This is a genomic window from Lacticaseibacillus baoqingensis (assembly GCF_003946165.1).
GTDB lineage: Bacteria > Bacillota > Bacilli > Lactobacillales > Lactobacillaceae > Lacticaseibacillus > Lacticaseibacillus baoqingensis.
In genome coordinates this window covers 37,243-50,278 of the sequence record NZ_RHOI01000003.1, presented here as the reverse complement: position 1 = coordinate 50,278, position 13,036 = coordinate 37,243, and the positions used below count along the sequence as shown (strand labels likewise).

Annotated in this window: 12 protein-coding genes; 8 read left to right on the top strand and 4 right to left on the bottom strand. The window is 52.3% G+C overall.

Annotation, left to right across the window (positions count from 1 at the left end):
* Positions 1 to 9 precede the first annotated feature (9 nt).
* The 3 genes from pgmB (at position 10) to EKM91_RS01680 (ending at position 2,131) form a co-directional block, all read left to right on the top strand.
* On the top strand, positions 10 to 696 hold the full coding sequence (gene pgmB, locus EKM91_RS01690) for a beta-phosphoglucomutase (RefSeq protein ID WP_125748794.1): 687 nt from the start codon (positions 10 to 12) through the stop codon (positions 694 to 696).
* Positions 689 to 1,456 carry a Cof-type HAD-IIB family hydrolase gene (locus EKM91_RS01685; RefSeq protein WP_125748791.1) on the top strand — a complete coding sequence of 256 codons (768 nt, stop codon included), beginning with the start codon at positions 689 to 691 and terminating at the stop codon, positions 1,454 to 1,456. The genes pgmB and EKM91_RS01685 overlap by 8 nt, the downstream gene beginning before the upstream one ends.
* Before the next feature lie 120 nt (positions 1,457 to 1,576).
* The gene (locus EKM91_RS01680; protein WP_125748788.1) at positions 1,577 to 2,131 is read left to right on the top strand and encodes a phosphoribosyltransferase family protein; all 555 of its coding nucleotides are present in this window, start codon (positions 1,577 to 1,579) and stop codon (positions 2,129 to 2,131) included.
* A gap of 46 nt (positions 2,132 to 2,177) precedes the next feature.
* Here the strand turns inward: EKM91_RS01680 and yaaA are convergent, their stop codons facing one another.
* Entirely contained in the window at positions 2,178 to 2,918 is a 741-nt protein-coding gene (yaaA, locus tag EKM91_RS01675; protein ID WP_125748767.1) for a peroxide stress protein YaaA, read from the bottom strand.
* A 177-nt stretch (positions 2,919 to 3,095) separates the two neighbouring features.
* On the opposite strand from yaaA, the gene ilvD reads away from it, so the two are divergent.
* Both ilvD and EKM91_RS01665 read left to right on the top strand, forming a co-directional pair.
* The gene (ilvD, locus tag EKM91_RS01670; protein WP_125748762.1) at positions 3,096 to 4,793 is read left to right on the top strand and encodes a dihydroxy-acid dehydratase; all 1,698 of its coding nucleotides are present in this window, start codon (positions 3,096 to 3,098) and stop codon (positions 4,791 to 4,793) included.
* Between the two features lie 45 nt (positions 4,794 to 4,838).
* On the top strand, positions 4,839 to 5,180 hold the full coding sequence (locus EKM91_RS01665) for a metal-sulfur cluster assembly factor (RefSeq protein WP_125748759.1): 342 nt from the start codon (positions 4,839 to 4,841) through the stop codon (positions 5,178 to 5,180).
* Between the two features lie 105 nt (positions 5,181 to 5,285).
* On the opposite strand, the gene ppdK is transcribed toward EKM91_RS01665, so the two are convergent.
* The 3 genes from ppdK to EKM91_RS01650 all read right to left on the bottom strand — a co-directional run bounded on the left by ppdK (position 5,286) and on the right by EKM91_RS01650 (position 9,688).
* Complete coding sequence (ppdK, locus tag EKM91_RS01660; protein ID WP_125748756.1) at positions 5,286 to 7,910, bottom strand: pyruvate, phosphate dikinase; 2,625 nt, start codon at positions 7,908 to 7,910, stop codon at positions 5,286 to 5,288.
* 240 nt (positions 7,911 to 8,150) lie between these two features.
* Positions 8,151 to 8,762, bottom strand: a complete 612-nt coding sequence (locus EKM91_RS01655; RefSeq protein ID WP_125748754.1) for a CBS domain-containing protein — start codon at positions 8,760 to 8,762, stop codon at positions 8,151 to 8,153.
* Between the two features lie 173 nt (positions 8,763 to 8,935).
* On the bottom strand, positions 8,936 to 9,688 hold the full coding sequence (locus EKM91_RS01650) for a sulfite exporter TauE/SafE family protein (RefSeq protein WP_125748751.1): 753 nt from the start codon (positions 9,686 to 9,688) through the stop codon (positions 8,936 to 8,938).
* A 54-nt stretch (positions 9,689 to 9,742) separates the two neighbouring features.
* Between EKM91_RS01650 and EKM91_RS01645 the strand changes: the two genes are divergently transcribed.
* From EKM91_RS01645 to EKM91_RS01635, 3 genes are all read left to right on the top strand, one after another.
* A complete protein-coding gene (locus EKM91_RS01645; RefSeq protein WP_164508415.1) occupies positions 9,743 to 10,375 on the top strand; it encodes a histidine phosphatase family protein in 633 nt (210 codons plus the stop codon).
* A gap of 319 nt (positions 10,376 to 10,694) precedes the next feature.
* A complete protein-coding gene (locus EKM91_RS01640) occupies positions 10,695 to 11,651 on the top strand; it encodes an ABC transporter substrate-binding protein (RefSeq protein ID WP_125748745.1) in 957 nt (318 codons plus the stop codon).
* A 411-nt stretch (positions 11,652 to 12,062) separates the two neighbouring features.
* The gene (locus EKM91_RS01635; RefSeq protein ID WP_125748742.1) at positions 12,063 to 13,031 is read left to right on the top strand and encodes an ABC transporter substrate-binding protein; all 969 of its coding nucleotides are present in this window, start codon (positions 12,063 to 12,065) and stop codon (positions 13,029 to 13,031) included.
* Positions 13,032 to 13,036 lie beyond the last annotated feature (5 nt).

Genomic DNA, 13,036 nt, shown 5'->3' with positions numbered 1-13,036 from the left:
AAGGATCATATGACACCATGGGATAACATCAAAGGGGTCTTGTTTGACCTGGATGGGGTGATCACCGCCACCGCCCGCCTGCATGACCAAGCGTGGCAAAGTATTGCCGAAAAAGTGCAGGCGCCATGGACGCCTGCCTTACAAGCCAGCTTGAAAGGCATCGACCGCATGCATGCGTTAGAGCTGATCCTGCAAGCCGCCGGAGTCGCACAAGCGTATTCACCAGCGGAAAAACAAGCGTTAGCAGCGGCGAAGAATCAGCGTTATTTAGAATTAGTGCAGCAGCTGACGCCGACCGATATTTTGCCTGGGATTCGCGTTTTTCTCGATCAATTGCAGCAGCATGGGTATCAGATCGCGCTGGCTTCAGCGTCTAAAAATGCCCCAACCGTTTTGCATCAGCTGGGGCTGGCCGCCTTTTTCCCAAAGATCGTTGACCCGAATACCTTGACCAAAGGCAAACCGGCGCCTGAGATCTACCAAAAAGCAGCGGCATTGTTACACTTAGCGCCTGATCAATGTGTGGGTATCGAAGACGCAGCCGCCGGGGTGGCGGCGATCAATGCTAGCGGGGCATTATCCGTCGGCATCGGGGCGGCGCAAGAATTGGCCGCAGCCGATGTGGTCTTTGCCAGCACCGCAGAGTTGACCTTACCGCACTTGCAGCAAGTGTTTGGAGGTGGTGTCCGTGGTTAAAGCGATCGTTTTTTTTGACCTGGATGGCACGTTGTTTCAAGATGACAAGTCGCTGGCGCCGGATACGCTGCAGGCCATACAGGCAATGCGCGCCAATGACAGCTTGCCGGTGATCGCTACCGGCCGCAATCGCTTCGAGATCCAATATGTCCTTGACCAAACTGGGATCGACAGTTTAGTCGCCGCGAATGGCAGTTATGTGCAGATCGCCGGCCAGCGGCAATTTGCTGAAGTGATCCCGACACCTTTGGTCCAACAGCTGACCGATTACGCGACGGCCCTAGGCGATCCGGTGGGCTGGTACAACGAGTCTGGGTTTGCGTTGAGTGCTGAAAATGCGGATACGGCAGAAAATTATCAGCTCCTGCATTTGACCCCGCATGTTGACCCGCAATGGCCCAAGCACCATGACGTGAATTTTATGTTTGTCTTTGATCGCGGCCGAGAAGGGCAGTTTCAAACGGATTTTGCCCAACGATTGAGCTTGGTGCGCAATAACATTCGCGGCTTGGACACGATGCTTGCGGGGGTCTCCAAACAAACTGGGATCACCCATTTGTTGACGACTAGTGCGCTAAAAGGCGTGCCGACTTATGCCTTTGGCGACGAAGCCAATGATCTGCCGATGCTGCAGTTGGTAGATCATCCGGTGGCAATGGGCAATGGCTCTGCGGCAGTGAAGCAAGTGGCAGAGTTTGTCACGACCAGCAACATGGCGCATGGCATTGCGCATGGATTGAAACACTATGGCTTGATTTGATTTAATGAACGATTTTCTGATGGCGAGGGGAAATCGTTCTTTTTTTGGCGTAAAATCAGATGCAATCAGCGTAAATAGGTGTAAAATATAGGCATTAACGAACCTTACTGGAGGAAGTCTATGTCACGTTCGTATCTGTTGCAACTGGGCCCATTACAGCGTGAATTGCCGCTGCAAACCCTGCCTAATGGGATCACGATCGCCTCTTTTGTCTTATTAGGCGATGCAGAGTTGACCACCTATGCCGCAGCTGAATTAGCTAAGCGGCTCGCAGCGTTTCCTGAGGCGATGCTGGTCACACTGGAAAGCAAAGGGATCCCCTTAGCCCAAGCATTAGCTGCGCGCCGGCTGCAGCCGCGGTTTGTGGTGTTGCGTAAAACCGTCAAAGACTATATGCAAGACCCATTGACGACGACCGTGCATGCGATCACGACGCAAGCGCCGCAACAGCTGGTGTTGGCCGGCGAAGATGCGGCGCGTCTAGCTGGCAAAACGGTGATCTTAGTCGATGATGTGATCTCATCTGGCCAGTCGCTGCAAGCGGCGCAAGCGTTATTGGCGCAAGTGGATGCGCATGTCGTCGCCCAAGCGGCGGTTTTAGCTGAAGGGGCCGCCGCTTTGCGCCAAGATGTGATCTGCTTAGCGCCGCTGCCGCTGTTTAAATCAGACCAATAATTTAAAAACGCGCATCAGCGGTCGGCAGCTGATGCGCGTTTTAGCTTTATTGATGCAGGAAAACCAGCCGGTCAGGGTGACTCAAATCTGGTGCAAAGCGGTAATCGGGATGATCGAAGCGGGTGACGCCAGTGAGTGTCGTCACGTTATTTTCTGCCAGATACCGCACCATTTGGCCGCGCGCCATTTTGGCTAGGGTGGCGCGCGTTTTGATCTTGCCGTTGACATATTGGCCAAAAACGACGGTGATCAAGCGGTCTTGCGGCTGCAGATAAGGCGTGATCGCCTTGGCATATTCTTGGGAGGCTAAGTTGAGCACTGGTTGGGACCAATCTAGGCTGGCATAAAGTGTATCGCCCCAAAAAGCGTACAAGTCAGGCGCTTGGGCCACTGCCAAGCGGGCGCCTAGCTCTAAGCGATAAGGCACGATCCCGTCAAAAGGCCGCAAGCTGCCATAAAAACCTGATAGGATCCGCAAGTAGGCTTGGATATAGGCTAATGCTGGAGCGGTGAATAGATCCGGCGCCATATACCGATACTGGATCCCCACAAAAGCTAAGATCGCCGGGGTCAACTGTTGGGTCAAAGCCATCGTTTGCAGGCGCGCAAAATTGGGTTGCGCCAGCTTATCGCTGCATTGCCACAAGGCTTTGGCTTGGGCATAATCTAAGGACTGCAAGCGGCGTAAAAGAGTTTGCGCTTCTGGTAAGTATCGTGGCAAACCTTGGGGTAAAAAGGTGTCGGTATCCACTTGCATTTGTTTGGTCGGGGAAATGATGATCTGCATACGACCCTCCTTTAGGGAAAATCCTAATGTTAGTAAAATTAACGCGAGGGCCGCAAGTTTGTCTGTGAACAATTATAAAAAAGTGTTAGAATTCAATTAAAATGTGGTGAAAGAAATTGGCAATTGCCGATTTTGCGTCGCGTTTTACATACTCTACACCTGAAAGGGGCGTTTCAAATGGCTAATGACGAATCACCCAAGGATTATCGGATTCGCAGTCATGTCTATGATGGGATCGTTAAATCCGCTAACCGCGCGATGATGCGTGCCACCGGCATGCAAGATGAAGATTTTAAGAAACCGATTGTTGGCGTCATCAGTACCTGGGCGGAAAACACGCCTTGTAACATGCATCTAGACAAATTGAGTCTTGATGCGAAAAAAGGGGTCCAAGAAGCAGGCGGCTGGCCGGTGCAATTTGGGACCATCACCGTTTCTGATGGGATCTCGATGTCGACGCCAGGGATGCGTTATTCCCTGCCTAGCCGTGACATCATCGCCGACTCCATGGAAGCAGCTGTTGGCGGGCATAATGCCGATGCCTTGGTTGCAGTCGGCGGCTGCGATAAGAACATGCCTGGCAGCTTGATCGCCATGGCCAATGCGGATATTCCTTCGATCTTTGTTTATGGCGGCACGATCATGCCAGGGAAACTCGACGGCAAAGATATTGACTTGGTGTCTGTATTTGAAGCGGTTGGGGCCATGAATGCTGGCGAAATGTCCGAAGAAGAAGTGCGCCGCATCGAATGCAACGCCTGCCCAGGCCCTGGTGCTTGTGGGGGGATGTACACCGCCAACACCATGGCTTCGGCGATCGAAGTCATGGGCATGAGCTTGCCAGGTTCGGCATCCCATCCAGGCATTTCTGATGAAAAGCACCAAGATGTTGAAGCTGCCGGTAAAGCCGTTGTCAACTTATTGAAAAAAGGGATCTACCCACATGATATTTTAACTCGCGAAGCCTTTGAAAATGCTTTGACGGTGATCATGGCCTTAGGCGGTTCGACGAATTCCGTGCTGCATTTGTTAGCGATCGCCCATGCAGCAAATGTTGAGATGACGATCGATGATTTCAATACCTTCCAAAAGAAGGTCCCGCATATCGCTGACTTGAAGCCATCTGGCAAATATGTCATGTATGACTTGTATAAAGCCGGCGGCGTGACTGCCGTTGAAAAGCTGCTGTTGAAAAACGGCTACTTACATGGCGATTGCATGACTTGCACCGGCAAAACTGTGGCGGAAAATCTGGCAGAATTCCCAGATCTCACCCCAGGGCAAAAGGTGATCATGCCACTGGACAAGCCGTTGCGCGAAGATGGTCCGCTGATCATTTTACACGGCAACTTATCCACTGAAGGTTGTGTGGTCAAGGTTTCTGGCTTGAAGACGCGCCGGCACGTGGGCCCTGCCAAAGTGTTTGATAGCGAACAAGCAGCCATCGATGCGGTGATGGCCGATGAAGTCGTCCCTGGCGATTGTGTGGTTGTCCGCTACGTTGGCCCTAAAGGCGGCCCTGGCATGCCAGAAATGCTGACCTTGTCAGGCTTATTAAGCGGTAAAGGCCAAGGCGAATCGGTGGCCTTGTTGACGGATGGGCGTTTTTCCGGCGGTTCTCACGGCTTCGTGGTTGGGCATATCGCCCCTGAAGCACAAGATGGCGGCAACATTGCCTTGTTGAAGACAGGCGATACGATCATCATCGATCAAGATACACGTGAATTGACCATGGAAGTTTCAGATGCAGAATTGGCCGAGCGGCGCAGGCAACTCAAGCTGCCGCCATTGGAAACTCGCGGAGTGTTAGGCAAGTATGCACATCTGGTTTCCAGTGCCGCCACAGGTGCGACCACCGATTTTTGGAAAAAGTAATTCGAATCAAAAAGGCACACTAGCCCGTTGAAAGGATCAAAGATGATGCGAGACGATATTAAAGTAAACGACCGCGCTTGGGCGCTTGGCGATAAGATCGCCGAAAAACTGGAGACGATCTACGACGACGAGCTAGGCGTGGATATCTATAACTTGGGTTTCATCTATGAAGTTTATGTCGATGAAAACCGGCATTGCGATTTGGTCTTAAGCTTCTCAGAAATGGGCTGCTCTTGCCTTGAAGAAGTGCCCGATCAAATCACGGCGGCGCTCACGCAACTTGACGAGATCGATTCGGTCGCCGTTAAAGTGGTCTGGTCACCTGCTTGGCAGATGACGCGGATCAGCCGTTATGGCCGTATGGCGCTAGGCATCAGTGTCCATTGAGCAACAACGCCATGCATGACAAAGAGGGTAAGCCGGTTGGGCTTACCCTCTTTGTGTGCGGTTAAAGCCGATAACAACTAACGATCTGCGACATGGTAGGCATAGTTAGGCTGTGATCGCCGCATTGGCCGTGATCGCCGCTTGCGCCGCTGCTAAGCGGGCCACCGGGACACGGTATGGGGAGCAAGAAACATAGTTGACCCCAAGCGTGTTGAAGAAGGCCACGCTTTGCGGGTCGCCGCCGACTTCACCACACACGCCGATTGGCAGTTCTGGTTTGGTTTGGCGGCCGCCGGCGATCGCCAGTTGCATCAAGGCGCCGACGCCAGCTTGATCGATATGCTGGAAGGGATCTGCTTTGATCAAGCCTTGCTGACGATAAGCCGGCAAGAAGCTGGCGACGTCATCGCGTGAATAAGCAAACGTCAGCTGGGTGAGGTCGTTGGTGCCAAAGCTGAAGAAGTCTGCGCCATGCGCGATCGCAGATGCGGTGACGCATGCCCGCGGGGTTTCGACCATTGTCCCGATTTCAGCATGCACATTGAGCCGATTGCCGGCAGCAATGGTGGTGACCACTTTTTGGACTAAGTCACGCATCGCGACCATTTCTGCTTCCGTATTGGTCAACGGGATCATGATATGCGGGGTGACGGTCAAGCCTTCATGGTCAAGGCGTACGACGGCATGCATCAAGGCGCGGACTTGCATTTGGTAGATCTCCGGGAAGGTGACCGCCAACCGGTCGCCGCGGTGGCCTAACATAGGATTGACTTCTTTTAAAGCAGCAACGCGCGCCGTCAAGTCGGTCCGCGTCATGCCCAGCTGCTTGGCAACGGCTTGGATCTCGCGGTCGTCATGCGGGAGAAATTCATGTAATGGCGGGTCGAGCAAGCGGATCGTGACCGACTTGGTGCCAGCCAGCTTGTAAATGTGATAAAAGTCGTCTTCTTGCATCTTTTCTAACGCGGCCAGTGGTGCTTGGCGTGCTTGCGGGGTGTCGGCTAAGATCATCCGCCGCATTTCGATCAAGCGCTCGGGTTGGAAGAACATGTGCTCGGTGCGGGTCAACCCGACGCCGTCGGCACCAAATTCCAAGGCGCGCTGCAAGTCTTTAGGGGTGTCTGCATTGGCATAAACCGCCATCGTGGCGCGGTCTTTGGCCCAGTTCAAGAAGGTGGTCAAACTGTTTTGGACGCCAGTGGCAACAAGCGGCAATTCGCCGAGATACAAGTGGCCGCTGGCCCCATCAACCGAAAGCCAATCCCCAGCTTGCAGCTGGTGGTCGCCGATGGTGGCTTGATCGTCTTTGACGCTTAATGCCTGCACCCCAACGACGGCGGTGGCGCCCATGCCACGGGCGACGACGGCAGCGTGGGAGGTCATTCCGCCGCGGGCGGTGACGATGGCGGCACTGGCGATCATGCCATCAATATCTTCTGGCGACGTGTCTTGGCGGACTAAGATGACCTTTTTGCCGGCATCAGCAGCTTCTTTGGCCGCTTGGGCGGTAAAGTAAACCTGTCCGGCTGCCGCCCCAGGAGAAGCCGGCAAGCCAGTGGCTAAAGGCGTGGCTGCCGCTAAGATCGTCGGATCAAATTCGGGATGCAGCATGTCGCTTAAAGCTTCAGGATCTAAGCGCATCAGAGCTTCATCGCGGGTGATCAAGCCTTCGTCAACTTGGTCGCAGGCGATTTGCAAAGCAGCGGCGGTGGTGCGTTTGCCGGCGCGCGCTTGCAGCAAGAACAAATGGCCGTGTTCAATGGTGAATTCCAGGTCTTGCATGTCGCGGTAATGCGTTTCTAATTTATTGGCAATGGCGACGAGCTGATCGTAAACTGCCGGAAGGCTTTCTTGCAAGGCAGCGACCGGTTGCGGGGTGCGCACCCCAGAAACCACGTCTTCGCCTTGGGCATTCATCAAATATTCGCCAAACAAGGCATGCGCGCCAGTCGCGGGATCGCGGGTGAACGCGACGCCGGTACCAGAATCACAACCAGCGTTGCCAAAGACCATTTCACACACATTCACCGCGGTGCCTAAGGTGTCGGCAATGTGATTTTGGGCACGATAGACTCGGGCGCGATGGTTATCCCAAGAAGCGAAGACGGCGGTGATCGCCGCTTCAAGTTGGGCTTTAGGCGATTGCGGAAAGACCCCGGCGTCGGTATCGTGATACAAGCCTTTGAATTGGGTGACGATTTCTTGCAAGTCGGCAGTGGTCAAATCCAGATCTGATTCATACCCTTGCGCTTGCTTGACCGTGGTCAAAATATCGTCGAAGCGCTGTTCGGGGATGCCATAAACTACATTGCCAAACATCGCCAATAGCCGCCGATAGCTGTCGTAAGCAAAGCGCGGGTTTTGGGTCAACTCGGCTAAGGTGTCGACAGTCGTGTCGTTGAGGCCGATATTCAAGATCGTATCCATCATGCCAGGCATCGAGATCGGGGCTCCAGAGCGCACGGATACCAGCAAAGGCGCCACGGGATCATCAAAGCGCTTCCCAGTCGTGGCGGCTAAGGTACTCAAAGCCGTCGCCAGTTCTGCTTGGAGGCCTTGGCTAAGGACATGCTGGTGTTGAAAATCGTGACATGCGGCGGTGGTAATGGTGAAGCCATGCGGAACAGGAATGCCGAGATTGGTCATTTCTGCCAGGTTGGCCCCTTTGCCGCCAAGCAGCTCCCGCATGTTCATGTTGCCTTCTGCAAAGGTATAGATTTGTTTGGTCATATTAGCCCTTCTCTCGATTTATTAAGACATCACATATTTACGATATACAATGTATTATTTATTTGAGAAAAAGGCAAGCGCTTTCAGCAAAAAAATTGGTCTATCGGTAAATCTTAAACATTTTGGTCCGGACCACTAGCAATGGCGACCAGGCGCGGAAATCGGTATAGTAGGCGACAGAGGCGCTTTGCAGACCACAAAAAAAGCGACTGCTATGGCAGTCGCTAGTCAGAAAAAATTTTATTTCGCCGCTTGCACAAAGTACGCAAAGATCCGGTTTTTGGTGATTTTGCCAATGGCGTGTTGCGGATCGTCGTCTGACACTACCGGCAGTGAATCCACATCATGGCGCAAAAGCAGTTCGCTGGCCGTTTTGATCGTGGTATCAGGGGTGACGGTGATGACGTTTGGCATGCGGGTCATGACGATGCTGGCAACCAGTGATTCCGCATCGCGGCTGGTAAAGCTGGCACGCAGCAAGTCTTTACGAGAGATCAAGCCGACTAAAGCACCGTCGCCATCGACCACATATAGCGAGCCGACATCGGCCAAAAACATTTTGGTGACTGCCTCTTCCAGGGTGGCGTTTTGGCGGATCTCGGTGGTCGGCAGCATGATCGATTTGATCGGCGTGGCATATTGATCAGCCGACACCGTCTTGGCCGGCGCTTGCTGGTAGCTGTAGCCGACTTTCGGTCGGGATGTCAGCAGCTCCAAGGCGGTTAAAACCCGCAAGTCGACGCGGATCGTTGGGATCGCGACCCCTAAATGCGTCGCGATCGCCTCGCCGGTCATTGGGCTTTTAGCCTTGAGCAACGTAAGAATTTCGGTTTGACGCGCAGTGAGTTGCATGACAGGTCCTTTCTATGTTTAATAATTATATTATACCATCGATATCTGGCTTTTCCTGGGAAATCTCGACTCGACGGTGCTGCAATGACCTAAATTGGTTCAACGCGGGCTGACATCCCAATAGGGCCTGATAATGACCTCAATGTACTGGCCTAATCGCACATTAACCGCAGCTAGTAAGTCGTAATGAATAAATACCCTGCTAAGCCAAAAGCAGCGATCGCGATCACGATGCGCAGCGGGCGGATCGGCACGTGCCGGACGATTTTCGGGCCTAGCCAGCCGCCGATCAAAAAGCCGATACCCATCTTGATGACCAAGTCCCAGTGGATCGCAGCGGTGAACGCATAGATACACATGGCCAAGAAGTTGGCAGAGAAGCTGACAAAATTCTTGATCGCATTGGTGGTGGCAAAAGGCAAGTGTTCCGTTAAAATCAAGATCGCTAACATGATCACCCCTGCCGACGCCCCAAAATAGCCGATGTAGATCCCCACGATAAAGACAGCCAGTCCTTTGAGCAGCGGATGCGGCTTGGTGACTTTAACCGGTTTTGCTTTGGCAAATAAGGAATAGAGCATCAAGCATCCGGCAAAGGCGATCAAAAATGGCACGGCTTTGGCAAAGGATTCAGCCGGGGCGGCCAACAACAAGATACAGCCCAGCACACTGCCGCTTAAAGCCCAAGCCGTAACGACACCAGTGGCGTGTTTGGCTGAGTTGAGTTCAGGTGCGGAACTCAGCGTCGACCCAATGCCGGTGAAAATTTGTGAGGCGGTGTTAGTCACATTGGCGGCGACAGGGGATAAGCCCATACTCAGCAACACCGGATAAGAAACCAGCGAGGCCATGCCGGCGATCGTACTCAGCAAGCCGGCAACGATCCCAGCGGCCAATAAATAAAGATCGATCAGTAAAAAATGCATTTTCCGCCTCCGTTCTCGATACTTTCCAGTATACTGAAATTTGGAGGGAAGACGATGACTGAATTTTATTTTGTGCGACATGGAGAGACGCAACTCAACTTGCGCCAATGTTTTAACGGCGGCTTAAGTGACTCGCCACTAACGGCTAAAGGCGTTGCTGGCGCGCAAGCAGTTGGCCAGGCATTAGCTGGCGTCCATTTTGTTCAGGCGATCAGCTCCAGTTTGCCGCGGGCGGTGACGACGACGCAATTGATCTTAGCAGCACACCTTGAGCCAGTGCCGGTAGCGACAGCCAATGGCCTGCGAGAGATGAAGCTGGGCCGCTGGGACGGCCAAACGATGGCTACAGTCGATGAACCAGCCTTGCTTGATCTGTATTTCCACGACTTGCCAGGATTTGATGCCAAAGCGGCTGATCAAGTGGGGGCTGAGACCTATCGCGGGGTGTTGACCCGCAGTTTGGCGGTGATCAACAGTGCCACGGCAGCCCATCCCACTGGCAAGCTCTTAGTGGTCGCTCATGGCATCGTTTTTCAGCTGTTATTGAACACGCTGATGGGGGTGCCTTTTACGCAGCTGCGCCAGCCGGCAAAGCTCCATAACACCACGATCACGCGGCTAAAGACCTTGAATGGCCGGGATTTTGAACGGCTGTCATGGGATGAAGCACCGGAAAAATTAAAATAATCTCACGAAATCCCTTGACGATTCTCATGATGCGGCGTATGGTTAGCCACATACCCGATACACAGACAGGAGTGTTGATCATGAATACACGTTTAACAACACAACTGAATACTTATTACGACGGCTATTATTACGGATAGCGGGCTTGCACATGGATGTGAGCCTGCGCGCTTGCATCCATGTGGCCGTCGCATTTAAACATGCCGATAACGCCACATGGGGAGATTGTTCTCATGTGGCTTTTTTCTTTCCGGAAAGAATTTGGCCGGTCACATGAGAGTAATTTCTCAGTGACCGGTCATTATTATTTTTTGGAGGAATTATCATGAAAAAACTTATTTTTGGGCTCGCTGCAGCCATGTCGTTGTTCTTGTTAGCCGCTTGTGGTAAAAGCAGCACCCCGCAATCAAAAAGTGATGTCAAGATCGGGATCTTGCAACAACTCGATCAACAAGCATTGGATGATACCGAAAAAGGCATCCGCGAAGAATTAAAGGCTAAAGGCTACGGCAAAGCCAAGATCAAGCTGCTCAATGCGCAAGGCGATCAATCTAACTTGAACCAAATGAGCCAGCAATTGAACCGGATGAATAATACCTTGAACATTTCGATCGGCTCTGCGGCTTCACAAGCGATGGAAAAAGCCGGCAACAAGACGCCATTGATCTTCTCAGCGATCACCGATCCAGTGGCCGCCGGGTTGATCACGAAGTCGGCAATGCAAGCACCAGATAAGAATGCCACTGGGGTGACGGTTTTAGCCAGCGTGAAGATGCAACTCAACTTGCTGCATAAAATGTTCCCTAAAGCCAAGAAGATCGGCATGATGTACGACGCTGGCGAACCAAACGCCATGGCGATCGTGAAGCGGGCGCGCACGGCGATGAAGCAAATGGGCTTGACGCCAGTTGAAATGACCGTCGCATCGGCTTCTGATGTGGAATCCACCGCGCGGGCCTTATGCAAAAAGTCTGATGCCTTGTTTATTCCTAATGATCACGTGGCCGCAGTGGGGATGGCAACGATCGGCAAAGTCTCTGAAGCAACTAAAGTCCCAGTGGTCAACACTGATCCGACCATGATCCAATTTGCCGGGGTCGCCACAAAAGGGGCCAGCTTCGAAGATATCGGCAAGCAAACTGCAGATATGGCCATCAAGATCATCAAAGGCAAGAAAGTCAAAGATATCCCAGTTGAAGGACCGAAAAACATCAAGCTGGTCACCAACGAAAAGCGCATGAAGCTCTTTGGGATCACCAAAGACATGCTGGAATGATCCTGATTTGCAAACGAGACTGTCTTGGGACAGCCTCGTTTTGATTGACCTGTGTTACCCAGCCGCCCAAATCCGGCCTTGACATGAGGTTTTGATGAGCGTATTCTCAGACACATACCAGCACAGCTGGTCACAAGGAGTGTTGATCATGACAAAGATTATCCCAACACAACTTAATCACGCGTACTACTACGGCTATTACGGATAGCGGCTTGCATTCGCCTCAGGATGCAAACCGCGTTGCAGGTTTGCATCCATGATAGGCGTAGCTTTAACATGCTAATAACGCCACATGGATGAAGTGATTCTCCATGTGGCTTTTTCTTTCCGGAAAAAGAAGCGGCCGGCCACTGGGGGATCTCTCAGTGGCCGGCTTTTTAGTAGGACGACACATATTTTGGAGGAATGATGATGAAGATGAAGCAGTTATTGATCGGCTTGACCACTTTGGCAGCCGTTTTGAGTTTAGCCGCCTGCGGTAAGCAAAATGCCGCCAAAAAAGACGGGACCGTCAAGATCGGCATCTTGCAGCTGATCGATCAAAGCGCGTTAAACGCTGCGCGCAAAGGGTTCACCGAAGAGCTGGCTAAAGAAGGTTACAAAGGCAAGAAGATCAAGATCGACTACGTGAATGCACAAGGCGATCAAGCGAATTTAAAGTCAATGAGCCAACAACTCAAGCAAGATAAAAACGACTTGAACTTAGCCATCGCCACCCCAGCCGCCCAAGCGCTGCAAAAAGAAGATGCAGATACGCCAATGTTGTTTACGGCGATCACCGATCCCAAGTTTGCCGGCTTGACGACCAGCACCAAAGCCCCAGATAAAAATGCGACTGGCGTCACGGATATGGTGGATGTCAAAGGGCAAATCGACTTCACCCATAAGCTGTTTCCTAAAGCTAAGAAAATTGGACTGTTATACAACGCCGCTGAAGCCAACTCGGTTTTCCAAATCAAACTGGCCAAACAAGAAATCAAAAAATTGGGTTTAACGGCAGTCGTTAAAACCGCTGCGACGACCAATGATGTGCAACAAGCAGTCGAAGCGTTAGCCGGCCAAGCAGATGCGATCTACATTCCTACCGACAATGTCGCCGCGGCTGGCATGGCGACCGTCGGCAAAGTTTCAGAAAAAGCCAAAGTCCCAGTTGTCAATGCGGATGCGACGATGATCAAATTAGCCGGGGTGGCGACTAAAGGCATCAATTACGAAGACTTAGGCAAGCAAGCCGCCAAGATGGCGGTGCAGATCCTCAAAGGCAAGCAAGTGAAAGACTTGCCGATCCAATCCCCAGCTAAGACGGAATTAGTTTCCAATGCTAAGCGCATGAAATTATTCAACTTAACCCAAGCAGACTTAGAAAACGCGGCCAAATAGGCATT

Excerpts from the sequence above, each read along its gene's own strand:
- EKM91_RS01650 (WP_125748751.1), bottom strand. The coding sequence starts at position 9,688 with ATGCATTTTTTACTGATCGATCTTTATTTATTGGCCGCTGGGATCGTT.
- EKM91_RS01645 (WP_164508415.1), top strand. The coding sequence starts at position 9,743 with ATGACTGAATTTTATTTTGTGCGACATGGAGAGACGCAACTCAACTTG.
- EKM91_RS01635 (WP_125748742.1), top strand. The coding sequence starts at position 12,063 with ATGAAGATGAAGCAGTTATTGATCGGCTTGACCACTTTGGCAGCCGTT.
- EKM91_RS01680 (WP_125748788.1), top strand. The coding sequence starts at position 1,577 with ATGTCACGTTCGTATCTGTTGCAACTGGGCCCATTACAGCGTGAATTG.
- ppdK (WP_125748756.1), bottom strand. The coding sequence starts at position 7,910 with ATGACCAAACAAATCTATACCTTTGCAGAAGGCAACATGAACATGCGG.
- pgmB (WP_125748794.1), top strand. The coding sequence starts at position 10 with ATGACACCATGGGATAACATCAAAGGGGTCTTGTTTGACCTGGATGGG.
- EKM91_RS01655 (WP_125748754.1), bottom strand. The coding sequence starts at position 8,762 with ATGCAACTCACTGCGCGTCAAACCGAAATTCTTACGTTGCTCAAGGCT.
- ilvD (WP_125748762.1), top strand. The coding sequence starts at position 3,096 with ATGGCTAATGACGAATCACCCAAGGATTATCGGATTCGCAGTCATGTC.
- yaaA (WP_125748767.1), bottom strand. The coding sequence starts at position 2,918 with ATGCAGATCATCATTTCCCCGACCAAACAAATGCAAGTGGATACCGAC.
- EKM91_RS01665 (WP_125748759.1), top strand. The coding sequence starts at position 4,839 with ATGCGAGACGATATTAAAGTAAACGACCGCGCTTGGGCGCTTGGCGAT.